The sequence below is a fragment of the Microcoleus sp. N9_A1 genome (assembly GCF_036701795.1).
GTDB lineage: Bacteria > Cyanobacteriota > Cyanobacteriia > Cyanobacteriales > Microcoleaceae > Microcoleus.
In genome coordinates this window covers 22,466-37,096 of record NZ_JAUBRI010000067.1, presented here as the reverse complement: position 1 = coordinate 37,096, position 14,631 = coordinate 22,466, and the positions used below count along the sequence as shown (strand labels likewise).

The window sequence follows — 14,631 nt, the reverse complement described above, 5'->3', positions numbered from 1 at the left end:
TGGCACATCTCTTGATGAAGTTATTCGTGCTTATTGTGCAGAAAGAGTGTCTCATACTTATTTGAAATGACTATATCGTTGATTTCTGGAGCTTCTGAAACTGGCTTGCCATCCAACAATCTCAGAAATTCTTCCAGCGTATAACCCGATCTCGCAGCGAGCTTAGCCAAGTTGTCCGTATCGGGAACCGTATCGCCTCGTTCCCAAAGCTGAACAGCAGTAGCGGAAACGCCCAAAAGCTGACCAAACGCTCGCTGACTCATTGTTCCGCGCGCTTTTCTGATAATTTCACTAAGTTTTTCTCTATTTTCGATATTCACGGCTCAAAGGTTACTCAACCGTCTCTACCAGTCTACTTGCCAACAGATACATCAACTATATTTTCCAGACGACTCAGCAGCAGCCGCGAGTCTATCCATCACCGCTCTACCAACCACGGCTAACTCACTGATCGGTATACATTGAATTTTTTTCAGCAGATCGTTAGTATCTACGGGCTCACGCATGGGCTTGCCTTCCAGATGAGCAAGCAACTCTTCCATCGTAAACCCTGCCCTCACGGCAATCTGAGCCAAATTTTCTGTATCTGGGATACTCTGACCTTTTTCCCACAACTGAACCGCAGTCGCAGATACCCCAAGAAGCTTGCCAAATCCACGCTGACTCATAGAACCGCGAGCTAGTTTGACAATCTCGATTAATTTTTTCTTAGCTTCTGCGTTCACAACTGCCGTCACTACTTAATCATACATAATTCAGTTTACTTCCCAACTCCAGAATTTTCAACTTGCAATTCATAATTACACTTGACACACGCGATGATTGCAAGTACAATAACAATTACAACTTAAGTTTTGATGCGCCGAAAGGGTCGTTAAACAAATGGTTCTGAGCTAGGAAAAGAATCTAAGCGGACAGCCCGATCAAACTTTGAAACCAGAGACAGACATCAGGGGAAGCAAAAATGACCAAAAGACGCAGCCAAAACACCCACAACTCACGTCGCAACCGTCAAAGCCTCACCGCCTCCGGTTGGCTCAAGCCCCAGTGCTGGCAAATCTCCAAAACGGAAGCCGCCGAAGCCCTGAAAATGCCCGTCAACCGCATCGTCAAAGTTTACCCCAAACAACACCAAGTAATAGTCGTTTACCTGAACAAGAAAGGACAAAAATGTAGTTCCTTTTTCAGCTACAGACTATTTGCCAGATGGGAGAAAGAGACGATCGCAGCGATCGCCAGTTGTAGAAACCAGCAAACCCTAGCGCCCCTAGAAATCATTGTACAATACGACCTCGAACATTTCAACTATCCCGTCCAGAGCGCCGACGCAATTTGGGATGCCCTACTCAACCACATCCGCCAAGTCATCAGAGAACAACGGCTCAGCCTAGCTTGCGCCTAGTCCCCCATTAACCCCACCTATGTTGATCATCCTTAATACTTGGGAAAATCGATTCCTGAGATGGATATTCCTTGCATCTTCTGTACATATCGTCCTTGAGCCGCTACACACTCTGCCATTTTTTGAGCCTGTATAGGTTGACTCCTGGGATCTGGTGAGGTGCCTCTATACTCCCATACACCACCACGACCACTATTTATTACTTTTCCATTTGTTTCTAAGATTAACTCTTCTCCGGTAGCATCAATATAGAATTTCCCCTTTTGAAAAGACACGCTGCTAATTGTGATATCTTCCACTCCCTTGTAAGGATTTGCAGGGCCCTTGACAATCTTAATACAGATTCTATTATTTTTATGTGCAATTTCTCTCCGGGAATTATTGAACATGGTTCCTTGAGAGTAGTAAGTTCCTGTGGGTAGAATTGTAGAATCTTGTTGATTACTTTGAGCAGATGACAAGGATGAAATTGATAGAAAAATAGAACTAGCAATTAGTGTTTCGAGTACCTTAAATTTCATTTCCTATTAAACTCCATTAAAATTATTTTTTTCAGATTCAACATGGTCATAAATTATTTTTAAACTCCTCTAGGGTGACATTTGCTTGGCCAAGAATATTAGCTAATGTCCCAGAAGCTAATTCATCATGGAGTGGCACATTACAACTATCTATTTGCTGTACAACCCGAACCCGTTTGAGAACAACGTGACTGCCACCCCCCCTATCTTGCCTGATGAATCCCAAACGTTCTAAAGACCCGATAGCTCTTCTGCCTGAAATTCTTGGCAATTGATTCCAAGGTATACCTGAATGGGAATTTTGCGACAGATTTTGAAGCTGAACGTTTAGATGTTCAATAGTATTTTCTAATGTTTGAGTGTTCTCTTGGGCTGCACTGAGTTGCCTTTTTAACTGCCTCTTTCGATCTTCTAAGAACTGAGTTCTGCTTTTCGATGTATCTAATTCGCTGTTTAACTGGACTTTTTCGCTGTTTAGCTGGACTTTTTCTTTTTCTAACCTATCAATTTCTTCCACATAATAATTTTCCCCATCTCTTGACTGTTCCTTACTCCGATCTAATTCTGCCCTAGCTCCTTCTAGTGCGGCGGTGAGTTCATTAATATTAGGTATTTCTTCTAACTGTTGCTCTAGCTGACGAGATTGCTGTTGTCTTAAATCTAGATCGCGCTTCAAATCAACTATTTTCTGATTGAGCTCTTCACTCTGCTGCTTTGCTTTAGATTCTCGCTGAGACGTTTTTTGCAACTTTTGCCGTAGTAATTGCAATTCTTTTGAAGTTTGAGCAGCTTTTTGCTGTTGCTGTTCTCTACGAGCCAGTTCGCTTTCATAAGATGCAATTTGATTTTCCAGTTCTCTCTTATTTTGCTCCTGTTCTTGCCGGTAAGATTCCAGTTCAGCAAGACCTCTATCTCGCTGGTCAATTAATTCGATAGTTTGCTGGTTTGTTTCTTCTAATTGCAGCTTAATTTCCTGCTTTACTTCAGATTCTCGCTGAGACGTTTCTTGCAACTTTTGCCGTAGTAATTGCAAGTCTTCTAAAGTTTGAGCATTTTCTTGCTGTTGCTGTTCTTTAAAAGCCAGTTCGCTTTCATAAGATGCAATTTGATTTTCAAGTTCTCTCTTATTTTGCTCCTGTTTTTGCCGATCAGATTCCAGTTCAGCAAGACCTCTCTCTCGCTGCTTAATTAATTCGATAGTTTGCTGGTTTTTATCTTCTAATTGCCGCTTAATCTGTTGAATTTCCCGTTGCAATTGTTCCTGTTGTTGCTGTGCAAGACGCTGCTCATTCCGTTTGGCAGATAAAACCACCTCAATAATTATCCACGCGCTCAAACCACTAACGAAAAATAAAGCGACTGTCGATGTGTAAAGAGTCCGGGAACCTGTTACTTTAAATGGATCTTTAATCCAATTATTAGAATCTTCAATAAATGTCGGCGGTACTCCCCGGACATAGTACACACGACCGATTATTTCTCCTGAGTTAACTCTACCAGTAAAGATGGGTTTACTATCACGAGGTTTAGCATATTGCCGCTCTGCTTGCAGCGGAGGTGGACTTTGTAGTAAGTCGTATGGATGATTTGATAAAGTTGCTAATGAAATTTCCTTTGTCCACTTCTGAGAAGATTTTGATTGATAAAGAATTTGCTCGGATAGGCAATTTTGGGCAGCCATTTTGCAATCAGTAACAATCAGCCCAAATAATCCATAGTTACTGTCTAAAGTTCGTTGTAATTCTTCTATATTTCCTTGCAATAATGTATAGGATAGTTTTACTGGCAAAGTATGAGATAACATATTGAAATCAACTGTTTGCACAGCAAAGATTGTGCCATGCCAATAGTTCTTATAATTTTCCCAGTTTTTCACAGTCGCCAGACCCAAAGAAAATGTCGCGATCAGGGTGAATCGCCCCAAACTCTTAATCAGCGTACTAGGGTTGATCGGGGGAAGTTTTTGCTTCATAAGGTAAACAGCCAAATGAATCTGAGTGAGAATATATTTAATATAACTTCAGCTACAGATTATTTACCCGTTGGCAACAAGAGGCGATCGCAGCCATAAAAAACCGCCGAAACCAGCAAACCTTACAACCACTAGAAGAAGTTGTACAATACGACCTCGAGCATTTCAACTATCCGATCGCGTAGTCATAGCCAGCCGTAGGCATCGCCAACCAAATTTTGGACACCCTACTCCACCACATCCGCCGAGCCATCACAGAACAAAGGCACACCCCAAGATGTGCCTTCCATCGCTCCATCAATTAGTAGAAGCCGCCAACTCAGCCAAACGATCCTGCTGATCCTGAGAAATGCAAGTCTGAATAATCTCCTCAATATCCCCTTCCAAAACACTATTGAGCGAAAAATTCTCCCCCAAACGGTGGTCGGTAGCCCGATTATCCTTATAGTTGTACGTGCGAATTTTTTCCGATCGCGAACCAGTACCAACCTGCCCCAAACGCCGCTCCTTCACCTCATCCTGCTGCTCCCGCAACTTAATGTCATAGAGCTTCGCGCGCAAAATCTGCATCGCCCGCTCCTTATTCTGCAACTGACTGCGCTCCTCAGTACAGAAAATCCGAATTCCCGTCGGCTTGTGAAACAAATCCGCAGCAGTTTCCACCTTGTTCACATTTTGGCCACCAGCACCGCCCGATCTAGCCGTACTCATCTGAATATCCTTCGGATCGATGTGAATCTCCACATCATCAACTTCCGGCATCACCGCCACCGTCGCCGTCGAAGTATGAATCCGGCCGCTAGCCTCAGTCATCGGCACCCGCTGCACCCGGTGCACCCCAGCCTCAAACTTCAGCTTGCTATAAACGCTATCGCCCGTGATTTCCAGAATCACCTCTTTAAAACCACCCATGTCCGCCAGTGACTCGCTCACCAACTTGACCTGCCAGCCTTCAGTTTGAGCGTAGCGCGAATACAGCCGCAGCAAATCTCCCGCCCAAATACTAGCCTCATCTCCGCCAGTACCCGCGCGAATTTCCAGCATAATATTCTTGTCATCGTTCGGATCGCGGGGAAGCAGCAACACCTTCAAACGACTTTCCAAATTCTCCAGCTTCGACTCAAGTTCCTCAACTTCCAGCCCAGCCATAAGCTGCATTTCGTGATCGCCCGCAGCTTCCTTGAGCACCTGTCGCGCGCCCACCAAATCTTCCTGAGTCGTTTTCCACAGAGCAAAAGTATCGACCACTTCCTCCAAGGACGATCGAGCTTTTGCCACCCGTTGAAACTCTTGATTGTCCCTAGCGACATCCGGGTCAGCCATGCGGCGAGTCAACTCATTAAAAGTTTGCTCTACCGACTTCAATTTATCCAGCAAATAAGATTCAGCCATTGTCAGTTGTCCTTTATCAATCGATTTTAGATTTTAGATTTTAGATTTTAGATTTTAGATTTGAAGAACAGTTGGGATAGAATCTTGATCGAACTAAACTGCCTGCATAGCAAGTCTTCAATCTAAAATCTAAAATCCGAGGGCCGTAAGTTGCCAGTAGAAAGAACTACTTTCAACAAACTGCGGACAAATGACAATCCGGCTACTTCTTCTTTTTGGCTTTAGCAGCAGCCTTAGCAGCATCTGCTTTCGGGTCTTCCATTTTCAGCGGCCCAGACGAAGCATCTGCCTTCGGCATTTCTACCTCCGTCATGCCATATTTCCGCATAAAGCGTTCCACACGACCTTCAGTATCAATAATCTTCTGAGTGCCAGTATAAAAAGGATGATTCCCCGACCAAACATCAACTTGAAGCTTTGGTCTAGTCGAACCAACCGTCATCACGTGTTCCCCGTTGCAAAAAACCTGAGATTCGGGATACCACTCAGGGTGAATGCCATCTTTCGCCATTTTTTTTACTCTCTAATTTTTGACTTTACAACCATTTTAGCTGTCGCAGGACTTGTACACCACCAACAACAGCACCAATTTTGTCTTAGACCTGTTGGAACCGGGAATCAGGAATCGGAAATAAACTTGAAAAAAAGGCAGATAAAATCTGAATGATTCTTGCCTTTTCCTTCTTCCTTCTTCCTTCTTCCTTCTTCCTTCTTCCGACGGACTTACATCCGTTACATCCCGTACATTGCTCGTTGCCGAACTTCCTTCTTCCTTCTTCCTTCTTTGCTCGATTACCGCTTCGAGTATTGAGGAGCCTTCCGAGCTTTCCGCAAACCGTACTTTTTGCGTTCTTTTGCCCGCGGGTCGCGAGTCAAATAGCCCTCAGTCTTCAGAGGCTTGCGGTTATCCGGGTCTAATTGACAAAGTGCTCTAGCGACACCCAAGCGAATCGAGTCAGCCTGACCTGTCAAGCCACCGCCTTCGACTTTTACCAAAATGTCGTACTCATTTTCCAGACCCAAAGTTTCCAGAGGGGCCTTAGCGAGAGCCAAATAAGTAGGGTTGAATTGCAGGTACAAATCCCCCTCTTTACCATTGACAGTCAGTATGCCAGTGCCGGGAACCAAGCGTACCCGCGCTACTGAACGCTTGCGGCGGCCGGTACCCCAGTACACAGCGCGACCCGATGTATCTGTTGCTTGCATTACTCATTTCCTCCCGGAATCGTGTGAACAATTAATTCTTCTGGTTTTTGAGCTTGGTGCGGGTGGTTGGGGCCAGCGTACACCTTCAGTTTAGTAAACAGTTGTCTGCCCAGAGAAGTGTGAGGCAGCATTCCCCGTATAGCTTCTTCGACAATTCTTTCGGGCAAACGTGCTTGCAATTTGGCAAAAGTTTCTGTTTTCATGCCGCCCGGTCTTCCAGAATGGCGGCGGTAGATTTTCTGGGTGCGTTTTTTGCCAGTAACAGCGATTTTGTCAGCATTGATGACTATTACGAAGTCGCCGGTATCCATAGAAGGAGTGTAAGTCGGTTTGTGTTTCCCCCGGAGGTACATGGCAACTTCAGTTGCCAGACGGCCCAGCCGCTGGTCGGCGGCATCGACCACGTACCACTTGTGCTCTAGGGAGTCTTGAGTAGGGACGTAAGTTTTGTTCATTGTTTGTTGTTAGTTGTCTATTAACTGTTAACTGTTGTTAGTTGTCAGTTGTCACTTGTCAGTTTTTAATTGTTAATTGTCCTTAGTTTTTTATTAGTATTTACCTAATGACTAATGACTAATGACTAATGACTAATGACTAATTTTGGCTGAGTGTCGTACCAGACGTCTGGGGGAAAGGGAAATTCTGAATAGCCAACCCGCAGCAGGCACAAACCTTGAGCGGGAGCGGCATATTTTACCATTTCTCGGCGTTCGTTGACCCAGATATCTGTGAAATTGTCGATCGCCCTTTCCCCGCGACCCACCTGCACCAGCAACCCCACCAGCAGCCGCATCATCCCGTACAGAAACCCGCTCGCTTGAACCTCGATATAGATCAGAGGCCCAGAACGATGACACTCTGCTGCTTGTACGTCCACCCAAGAATGGGGGCGGGCAGACCCCGCGCGGTGAAAAGCCGCCAAGTGATGCCGCCCGATTAGCGGTGTCAAAGCTGCCTGAATCAAAGATTCGTCCACAGGCGCGTGGTAGCAGTGCCAAGCATAAGGACGCACAAACAAATTAGGAATCGGGTCTGTATAAAGGGTGTAGCGATAGCGCCGCCAACTGGCTGAGAACCGAGCGTGCCAGGTAGGTTCCACCTTTGCCGAAGCTCGAATTAAAATATCTTTTGCCAGTCGAGAGTTGAGAACGCTTGCCCAGCGGTGAGCCGGAATTGGGCCGCAGGCGTCAAAATGGGCTACTTGAGCAGCGGCGTGAACTCCTGCGTCAGTTCTCCCGGCAGCGTGCAGCGTTACCGGACGTTGCAGGACAGTCGATATTGCTGTTTCAATTTCTTCTTGTACTGTACGCTGGTTCGGCTGTCGCTGCCAGCCGTGAAAGTTAGTGCCGATGTATTGGATCACTAAAGCAACGCGCTGTATCGATCGGGCATCTTCGATTGGGGATTTTGGATTGTCAGTCATAAATCAAAAATCTCCAACCCAAAATTTCATTAAACCAGTTCAACGATCGCCATTTCGGAATTGTCTCCTTGACGGGGGACAGTTCGCACTACACGGGTGTACCCCCCGTTGCGCGAGCCGTAACGTTCTTGTGCCGCCTCAAACAAGGCGTGTACTAACTGCTTGTCGTAGATATAGCCCATAGCTTGTCGGCGAGCGGACAAGGAGCCATCTTTGGCCAGGGTAATCATCCTGTCCGCCTCTGAGCGCAGCGCTTTGGCGCGGGCTAGAGTGGTAGTGATTTTACCGTAGCGGATTAATTCGGTGGTCAGCGAGCGCAGTAGGGCGCGGCGCTGGTCAGCCGGTTTGCTGAGTTGGGGAACGCGACAGCGGTGACGCATAGCAGTTGGTAATTGGTAATTGGTAATTGGGTGCCGGGATAGTCCGCGAGTTTTGAGCGGTGATTTCTTTAACTTAAAAACTCACATACTTAAAATTCAGAACTTTTTTACCCGTTACCCGTTGATTAACTTTTAGCTGATTTTTCCTGTGGCAAGGTAATGCCCAAGCGTTTTTGTAAAGCTTCAATCACTTCTTCGGCAGACTTCTGCCCGAAGTTCTTGATCTCGAGCAAGTCTTCTTGGGTATAATCCAATAAGTCTGCGACTGAGTTGATCTGAGCCCGCTTGAGACAGTTGTAAGCCCGGACGGACAACTGCAACTCTTCGATCGGAATTTGGCTAGTAGGATCTGCCTCACCGGGATACTCTGGTTTGAGAGAATCTTGGGTGATGTCTTTGAGAGGTGCAAATAAATCTACCAGGATGTGGGCAGATTGACTCAAAGCTTCTTGAGGAGTCACGCTGCCATCAGTCCAGATTTCCATAATCAGCCGGTCTTTTTCGACCGTACCGCCTACCCGAGCATCTTCAACGCTGTAGTTGACTCTGCGAATCGGCATAAAGATGGCGTCAATTTGGAGAAAATCCAAAGCCGATCCATCATCCCGACTGCGGTCTACTGCTCGGTATCCGATGCCTTTTTCAATTCTGAATTCCATTTCCAGAACTGAACCCGGAGAGAGAGTCGCAATATACTGCGATTTATCGATCAATTCCACCTCAGAGGGCAAATCGAATCGATCGGCTGTAACCGTCACAGGCCCCTCAATCCGCAACCTACCGATTTGCGGCTGCTGAGAATGAGTTTTGAGGACGACCTCTTTCATGTTCAGGAGAATTTCTAGAACATCCTCACGTACCCCTTCGATCGTGGCAAACTCGTGATTGACGCCCGCGATTCGGACTGAAGTTACTGCAGTTCCTTCCAAGTTTGACAGCAGAACTCGCCTCAGCGCATTCCCAACAGTTGTTCCCTGACCGCGATCGAGCGGTTCCAGGACAAACTTTCCGTACTGACTGCGGTCTTTGTCAGTGTTAGACTCTATACATTCAATTTGAAACTGCGCCACAGAGTGACCTCCCTTTTCCACTTTGGATTTTTGATTTTGGATTTTAGATTGCAGAGCATACCCCTGAACGGATTTCGGATTTTGGATGGACGGGGCAACAGTTAGAAGCATTATTTTTTCACTTTAAGCAGTTAGCCATTATCCAAAATCTAAAATCTAAAATCTCAAATCGTTTTAGACTCTACGCCGCTTGGGAGGGCGACAGCCGTTGTGAGGAATTGGGGTAACATCTCTAATCAGGGTGATTTCCAGTCCCGCCCCTTGCAGCGCCCGGATTGCAGTTTCTCTACCTGCTCCAGGCCCGCTCACCATTACTTCTATTTGGCGCATTCCTTGGTCGTTGGCTCTGCGGGCAGCACTTTCTGCTGCTGTTTGAGCTGCAAAGGGAGTTCCCTTCTTAGCTCCTTTAAAACCGCTGGAACCTGCCGATGCCCAGGATATTACTTCGCCGTTGAGGTCGGTAATAGTTACAATCGTGTTGTTAAAGGTAGACTGGATGTAGCCTACCCCATTGGGTACATTCCGTTTCTGCTTTTTTGCACCAGATTTCTTGCCTGTTTGTTGTCGCGCCATATTAGTCTCTTTAACGTTTCTCTCAACTAATGTCCCGAAGCGCTAGGAGCCAGCAGCCCCCAGCGTATTTTTCCCAAAAAGATGTTACTTCTTGGAAGGTGCCTTTTTCTTGCCCGCAACTGTTCGGCGGACGCCACGACGGGTTCTGGCGTTGGTACGGGTTCGCTGCCCCCGCACCGGCAGACCCAAACGGTGACGCCGACCGCGATAAGTTCCGATGTCCATCAGGCGCTTGATGTTCATTGACTCCCAGCGCCGGAGGTCTCCTTCGATTTGGTATGTGGTTTCTACATGAGCCCGCAGAGTTGTCACGTCGGCCTCTGTTAAATCCTTGACGCGAGTGTCAGGATTGACGCCTGTTGCAGCGATAATTTTTTGGGCCCGCGACAAGCCTATTCCGTAAATGTATGTCAGACCTATTTCGACGCGCTTATCGCGTGGAAGGTCTACCCCGGCAATCCGTGCCACACTTTTTGTCTCCCTAGTTTTCCTGTTTGGCTACAATGTTCAATTAGGATGCACCTGCGTGCAGTGCCCAATCTTCTTTTTTTCTAACCTTGGCGCTGTTTGTGTTTCGGGTTAGTGCATATCACCATCACTCGACCGCGACGGCGGATGACGCGACATTTCTCACAAATTTTTTTGACAGATGCTCGAACTTTCATCTTTCTTCCTGCCTGGAGAACCCCGCTCTACCGGAGAGCAGGCACGCTGGGACTGCCCGTAGAGCGGTGGGAGGAGAGGCTGGGCAAGGTGTAGGCCTCTCCTCGATTAAATTGTATAAAGTGCGGGTTGTTTCATGAAGGAGCCCGCTTGCACCCACTCCCATTGCTGGGTAAAGTTCGCCTGCGCCAGAGTGTTGGCGAGCGATACTTTTACGGTGTAACAATGACTTAACCCGGTACACCGGTGGGTTGTTGACGCCCTTCTCGGCAACACTACAAACGTAGCATTATAGCATAAATTTGACGCTTTTTACCAAATTCTCTCTAATTAAACTTAGAATTAGTTTTTAGAAAGTTTTATCTAAGCCTATTTTTTCCGAAGGCGATAAGTAATCCTGCCTTTGGTCAAGTCGTAGGGAGTCAATTCAACTTTGACGCGATCGCCAGGCAGAATTTTGATGTAGTTGCGGCGGATCTTGCCGGAAATGTGAGCCAGAACGTTAAACCCATTATCTAGGTCAACGCGAAACATCGCATTGGGCAGGGATTCCGTCACTGTCCCTTCCATTTCAATTAAATCTTGCTTAGACAATTTGGTATTTACCTCAACTCTACATTTGATTAACTAGGAGTGTCCCGGCGTTGGCATCAAAACCTATTTACTGGTAGGAGTCAAACGGGAACGGGGGCAAGAATTCGGGCGACTCGATCGACTTTAATACTCAACCAACCGCTTGTTTTAGCTTTACTTGAGTAAAGTTGTGACAATTAGTATCGAGTTCAATCCTGTCTCTAGCAACCCTCACAAAACCTGATAGCACAAAAAGCTCCTAGTTAACATATCTTAGCAAAAGCTTGTGAGTAACAAGCTGTATTGAGAGGGTTCAAGAGTCGTTCGAGAGAGATTGTTGCAGTTCTGCGGTGACTAATGCCATGTCGCGATCGCCATCAACCGCAACTAACTGTTCGCGGTTTCTGTAAAACTCTATCAAAGGTTCAGTTTGCTCGCGATAAACTTGCAATCGGCGGCGGATAGTTTCCTCATTGTCATCCTGGCGGCCCCGCGACAGCAGGCGAGCCACCAAAACATTGTCAGGTACGTCCAAATTGACAGCTCTCAGAGCGCAATCCTTACCAGACGTACTTCCCCCAGTACCAACATCACAGATTAGTCTGTCAAAAAACATTGCCTGTGTCACAGTGCGGGGAAAGCCGTCGAGAATCCAGCCTGCATTAGCATCTGGTTCATTCATGCGTTCTTGTACGATATCCATCAATAACTGGTCGGGAACCAACTCACCAGCATCCATGTAGGCTTTCGCCTGTAGGCCCAAGGCTGTTTTCGCCACCACGCAGGCGCGCAGGATGTCACCCGTAGAAATGTGCGGTATTTTCCAGAGAGCGGCTAATATCTGAGCCTGAGTTCCCTTACCAGCCCCTGGAGGCCCCATAAAAATCAGTTGCATTGCGATTACTTCACCATTCCTTCATATCGTTGGGAGATGACGTAAGTTTGAACTTGCTTAGCAGTTTCGATCGCGACGCCCACTAGAATTAGCAGGGAAGTTGCACCAAAACCTCTAAAAGTTTGCACGCCGATCGCACTTTCTACAGCCGTTGGTACAATAGCCACCAGACCGAGAAATATCGCGCCCAAGAAAGTCAAACGGTTCAAAACCTTCTCCACATAATCGCTGGTTTTCTGACCCGGACGAATGCCAGGAATACTAGCGCCCATCTTCTTCAAGTTCTGAGACATATCTACAGGGTTGACAATCAACGAAGCGTAGAAATAGCTGAAGAACAGAATCAAAGTCAGATAAAACAGCGCGTAAGCCCAAGGCGCAGGCCCGTCCGGCCTCAAAACATTAGCAACTTGAACCAAAAATGGGTTATTCAGAGACTGAGCGAGGAAAGAAGGCACAATCAACACCGAAGATGCAAAAATAATCGGCATCACTCCGCCTTGATTCAAGCGCAGGGGCAGATAGCTGCGACTCTCCCGATAAACCTTTTTTCCGACTTGGCGGCGGGCCGAAATAATCGGAATGCGACGAGTACCTTCCTGAACAAAAACAATCCCGACAATCGTCACCAAAAAGACCAGCAGCAGAACGATTACGCGGCCGACAACTTGCGTATCGCCACTTTGAGCCAATTCAAAAGTTTGTCCCAAAGAGCGCGGCAAAACCGACACAATGTTGATAAAGATCAGCAGCGACGCTCCGTTGCCGATACCTCGCTCCGTCACCACTTCCGATATCCACATCACAAACATCGACCCGGCCGTCAGGGCCAAAGCAGTTTGTGCTATGAATAAAGGCGAGGGAGCTTGAGCAAAAGGGCTGACCCAAATCGCAATGCCAACGCTTTGCAGAATTGCCCAGCCCAAAGAAACGTAGCGAGTAATTTGAGAAATCTTGCGCCGTCCTGCTTCCCCTTCATTTTTCTGCAAGTCTTCTAAACTTGGCAGAGCCGCAGTTAGAAGTTGCACAATAATTGAAGCATTAATGTAGGGCAAAATCCCCAGCGCGAAAATCCCCAAAGCTGACAGGCCGCCTCCTGAGAACAAATCCAGAAAGCCAATTAAAGGGCTATTTTGGACGTTTTGGGCAAAGGCGACTCGATCAATGCCGGGGACTGGTAAGTGGACACCCAGGCGTACTAAAATCAGTAAGCCAATGGTTACGAGGATGCGGCCTCGCAAACCAGCAGCTTGAGCCATCTGCATGAACGTCTCTTGTGCAGTTGGCGCTTTCTCTCTACTAACGTCCATAGTTACGATTTTGGATTTTAGATTTGGGATTTTCGACTAAATCATTTTCTGATAGCAAGCTTGAGGATTTGAGATTTGGACAAACTCTCAAACCTCAAATCTTCACGCAATTAATTCGCAACTTCCGCCTGCAGCTTCAATTTTGGCGCGAGCACCTGCTGTAAAAGCCGAGGCGCGCACTTGCAAAGGTACATTCAGTTCACCATCTCCTAAGATTTTCAGCGGCCCGTCGTCTGTGGTGACAATTTTTGCTTGGATCAAAGAGGTGAGAGTAACTTCGGTGTTTGCTGGCAGCGATGCTAATTTACTTACATTAATGGTAGTGTACTCTTTCCGGTTCACTAGAGGGAAGCTTTTCAACTTGGGGAGACGGCGGTAGAGAGGATTTTGACCACCTTCAAAACCGGGTCTAGTGCCGCTACCGGCTCTAGCTTTTTGACCGCGCATCCCTTTGCCGGAGCTCGCGCCTTGACCGGCAGAAATACCTCTGCCCAAGCGTCGGGGGCGCTTTTGGGAGCCTGCTTTGGGTCGGGCGTCTTGCAATCTCATAGTTTTAGTAATTGGTAATTGGTAATTGGTATTTAGAGAGCGGGTACGCAGTAGTTTTGAGTGCGTGAGTTTTAAGTTGCGGATTTTTTTATTTTCACCGCAAGCACTTAACACTCAAAACTTACAGTTTCCCATTCTCGCGTGCCCTAACCGTAGAGATTTTCTACTGGAATTCCGCGCTCTTGAGCAACTTCGGACAAGGTGCGGAGGGTGGAGAGGGCATTGACTGCGGCTCGGGCGTTGTTTAAGGGATTTCCAGAACCTAGCTGTTTGGCTAAGATGTTGCGGACTCCTGCTAGTTCGAGAACAGTTCGCACTGCTCCCCCTGCAATTACCCCGGTTCCCGGAGCGGCCGGCCGCATCATGACTTTAGCTCCGCCACCGTCACCGTTGATGGGGTGAGGGATGGAGTTAGATTTGGTGAGGGGGACTTCAATTAGGTGCTTTTTGCCGTCAGCGACGCCTTTTTTAACGGCACCGATTACGTCGCTAGCTTTGCCGACTCCCACTCCAACTTGACCGCGTTCGTTGCCGATAATGACTATGGCGCGGAAGCTGAGTTTTTTACCGCCTTTAACTACTTTGGTAACGCGACGAATCTGAACAACCCGTTCTTGCCATTCGGATTCTTTTTCGCGCCCTTTGTTGTTGCTGCTGCTTTTTTTCTTGTTGCGCTGTTCTTTTTGTTCTGCCATAGTTTTG

20 protein-coding genes are annotated in these 14,631 nt (G+C 47.1%); 1 reads left to right on the top strand and 19 read right to left on the bottom strand.

Annotated elements, in window-relative coordinates; translation table 11 throughout:
* Positions 1-20 precede the first annotated feature (20 nt).
* Together QUA58_RS24730 and QUA58_RS24725 are read right to left on the bottom strand one after the other, a co-directional pair.
* Positions 21-320, bottom strand: coding sequence for a helix-turn-helix transcriptional regulator (locus tag QUA58_RS24730; protein WP_333257371.1), 300 nt, complete (start codon positions 318-320; stop codon positions 21-23).
* A gap of 51 nt (positions 321-371) precedes the next feature.
* On the bottom strand, positions 372-725 hold the full coding sequence (locus QUA58_RS24725) for a helix-turn-helix domain-containing protein (RefSeq protein ID WP_333257374.1): 354 nt from the start codon (positions 723-725) through the stop codon (positions 372-374).
* A 239-nt stretch (positions 726-964) separates the two neighbouring features.
* On the opposite strand from QUA58_RS24725, the gene QUA58_RS24720 reads away from it, so the two are divergent.
* Complete coding sequence (locus QUA58_RS24720; protein ID WP_333257377.1) at positions 965-1,402, top strand: hypothetical protein; 438 nt, start codon at positions 965-967, stop codon at positions 1,400-1,402.
* A gap of 32 nt (positions 1,403-1,434) precedes the next feature.
* Here the strand turns inward: QUA58_RS24720 and QUA58_RS24715 are convergent, their stop codons facing one another.
* The 17 genes from QUA58_RS24715 to rpsE all read right to left on the bottom strand — a co-directional run bounded on the left by QUA58_RS24715 (position 1,435) and on the right by rpsE (position 14,624).
* The gene (locus QUA58_RS24715) at positions 1,435-1,923 is read right to left on the bottom strand and encodes a hypothetical protein (protein WP_333257378.1); all 489 of its coding nucleotides are present in this window, start codon (positions 1,921-1,923) and stop codon (positions 1,435-1,437) included.
* Positions 1,924-1,969: 46 nt separating this feature from the next.
* Positions 1,970-3,799 (bottom strand): type II toxin-antitoxin system HicA family toxin, encoded by a 1,830-nt coding sequence (locus QUA58_RS24710; protein ID WP_333396498.1) that lies wholly within the window; start codon positions 3,797-3,799, stop codon positions 1,970-1,972.
* Positions 3,800-4,192: 393 nt separating this feature from the next.
* Entirely contained in the window at positions 4,193-5,287 is a 1,095-nt protein-coding gene (prfA, locus tag QUA58_RS24705) for a peptide chain release factor 1 (protein WP_333251678.1), read from the bottom strand.
* A 202-nt stretch (positions 5,288-5,489) separates the two neighbouring features.
* A complete protein-coding gene (rpmE, locus tag QUA58_RS24700) occupies positions 5,490-5,798 on the bottom strand; it encodes a 50S ribosomal protein L31 (RefSeq protein WP_333251679.1) in 309 nt (102 codons plus the stop codon).
* A 281-nt stretch (positions 5,799-6,079) separates the two neighbouring features.
* Positions 6,080-6,493: a 30S ribosomal protein S9 gene (gene rpsI, locus QUA58_RS24695; RefSeq protein ID WP_006634975.1), complete on the bottom strand. Its 414-nt coding sequence runs from the start codon at positions 6,491-6,493 to the stop codon at positions 6,080-6,082.
* Positions 6,493-6,948 carry a 50S ribosomal protein L13 gene (rplM, locus tag QUA58_RS24690; RefSeq protein ID WP_015178725.1) on the bottom strand — a complete coding sequence of 152 codons (456 nt, stop codon included), beginning with the start codon at positions 6,946-6,948 and terminating at the stop codon, positions 6,493-6,495. Before rplM ends, rpsI begins: the two co-directional genes overlap by 1 nt.
* A 125-nt stretch (positions 6,949-7,073) precedes the next feature.
* Positions 7,074-7,916: a tRNA pseudouridine(38-40) synthase TruA gene (truA, locus tag QUA58_RS24685; protein ID WP_333251680.1), complete on the bottom strand. Its 843-nt coding sequence runs from the start codon at positions 7,914-7,916 to the stop codon at positions 7,074-7,076.
* A 29-nt stretch (positions 7,917-7,945) separates the two neighbouring features.
* On the bottom strand, positions 7,946-8,296 hold the full coding sequence (gene rplQ / locus QUA58_RS24680) for a 50S ribosomal protein L17 (protein WP_333251681.1): 351 nt from the start codon (positions 8,294-8,296) through the stop codon (positions 7,946-7,948).
* 125 nt (positions 8,297-8,421) lie between these two features.
* A complete protein-coding gene (locus QUA58_RS24675; RefSeq protein ID WP_332978179.1) occupies positions 8,422-9,366 on the bottom strand; it encodes a DNA-directed RNA polymerase subunit alpha in 945 nt (314 codons plus the stop codon).
* Between the two features lie 174 nt (positions 9,367-9,540).
* A complete protein-coding gene (gene rpsK / locus QUA58_RS24670; protein WP_006634980.1) occupies positions 9,541-9,939 on the bottom strand; it encodes a 30S ribosomal protein S11 in 399 nt (132 codons plus the stop codon).
* Positions 9,940-10,023: 84 nt separating this feature from the next.
* Positions 10,024-10,407, bottom strand: a complete 384-nt coding sequence (gene rpsM / locus QUA58_RS24665) for a 30S ribosomal protein S13 (RefSeq protein ID WP_333251682.1) — start codon at positions 10,405-10,407, stop codon at positions 10,024-10,026.
* A gap of 83 nt (positions 10,408-10,490) precedes the next feature.
* A complete protein-coding gene (gene rpmJ, locus QUA58_RS24660; RefSeq protein WP_015178722.1) occupies positions 10,491-10,604 on the bottom strand; it encodes a 50S ribosomal protein L36 in 114 nt (37 codons plus the stop codon).
* 367 nt (positions 10,605-10,971) lie between these two features.
* The gene (infA, locus tag QUA58_RS24655) at positions 10,972-11,196 is read right to left on the bottom strand and encodes a translation initiation factor IF-1 (RefSeq protein WP_006276978.1); all 225 of its coding nucleotides are present in this window, start codon (positions 11,194-11,196) and stop codon (positions 10,972-10,974) included.
* Between the two features lie 292 nt (positions 11,197-11,488).
* Positions 11,489-12,070, bottom strand: a complete 582-nt coding sequence (locus QUA58_RS24650) for an adenylate kinase (RefSeq protein WP_333251683.1) — start codon at positions 12,068-12,070, stop codon at positions 11,489-11,491.
* Between the two features lie 5 nt (positions 12,071-12,075).
* Entirely contained in the window at positions 12,076-13,380 is a 1,305-nt protein-coding gene (gene secY / locus QUA58_RS24645) for a preprotein translocase subunit SecY (RefSeq protein WP_333251684.1), read from the bottom strand.
* A gap of 102 nt (positions 13,381-13,482) precedes the next feature.
* Positions 13,483-13,929, bottom strand: coding sequence for a 50S ribosomal protein L15 (gene rplO, locus QUA58_RS24640; RefSeq protein ID WP_333251685.1), 447 nt, complete (start codon positions 13,927-13,929; stop codon positions 13,483-13,485).
* Positions 13,930-14,075: 146 nt separating this feature from the next.
* The gene (gene rpsE, locus QUA58_RS24635; RefSeq protein ID WP_190745441.1) at positions 14,076-14,624 is read right to left on the bottom strand and encodes a 30S ribosomal protein S5; all 549 of its coding nucleotides are present in this window, start codon (positions 14,622-14,624) and stop codon (positions 14,076-14,078) included.
* Positions 14,625-14,631: the final 7 nt, after the last annotated feature.

Bases quoted from the DNA above. Each gene is read 5' to 3' on its own strand.
- QUA58_RS24720 (WP_333257377.1), top strand. From the start codon at position 965: ATGACCAAAAGACGCAGCCAAAACACCCACAACTCACGTCGCAACCGT.
- QUA58_RS24715 (WP_333257378.1), bottom strand. From the start codon at position 1,923: ATGAAATTTAAGGTACTCGAAACACTAATTGCTAGTTCTATTTTTCTA.
- prfA (WP_333251678.1), bottom strand. From the start codon at position 5,287: ATGGCTGAATCTTATTTGCTGGATAAATTGAAGTCGGTAGAGCAAACT.
- rpmE (WP_333251679.1), bottom strand. From the start codon at position 5,798: ATGGCGAAAGATGGCATTCACCCTGAGTGGTATCCCGAATCTCAGGTT.
- rpsI (WP_006634975.1), bottom strand. From the start codon at position 6,493: ATGCAAGCAACAGATACATCGGGTCGCGCTGTGTACTGGGGTACCGGC.
- rplM (WP_015178725.1), bottom strand. From the start codon at position 6,948: ATGAACAAAACTTACGTCCCTACTCAAGACTCCCTAGAGCACAAGTGG.
- truA (WP_333251680.1), bottom strand. From the start codon at position 7,916: ATGACTGACAATCCAAAATCCCCAATCGAAGATGCCCGATCGATACAG.
- rplQ (WP_333251681.1), bottom strand. From the start codon at position 8,296: ATGCGTCACCGCTGTCGCGTTCCCCAACTCAGCAAACCGGCTGACCAG.
- rpsK (WP_006634980.1), bottom strand. From the start codon at position 9,939: ATGGCGCGACAACAAACAGGCAAGAAATCTGGTGCAAAAAAGCAGAAA.
- rpmJ (WP_015178722.1), bottom strand. From the start codon at position 10,604: ATGAAAGTTCGAGCATCTGTCAAAAAAATTTGTGAGAAATGTCGCGTC.
- QUA58_RS24650 (WP_333251683.1), bottom strand. From the start codon at position 12,070: ATGCAACTGATTTTTATGGGGCCTCCAGGGGCTGGTAAGGGAACTCAG.
- secY (WP_333251684.1), bottom strand. From the start codon at position 13,380: ATGGACGTTAGTAGAGAGAAAGCGCCAACTGCACAAGAGACGTTCATG.
- rplO (WP_333251685.1), bottom strand. From the start codon at position 13,929: ATGAGATTGCAAGACGCCCGACCCAAAGCAGGCTCCCAAAAGCGCCCC.
- rpsE (WP_190745441.1), bottom strand. From the start codon at position 14,624: ATGGCAGAACAAAAAGAACAGCGCAACAAGAAAAAAAGCAGCAGCAAC.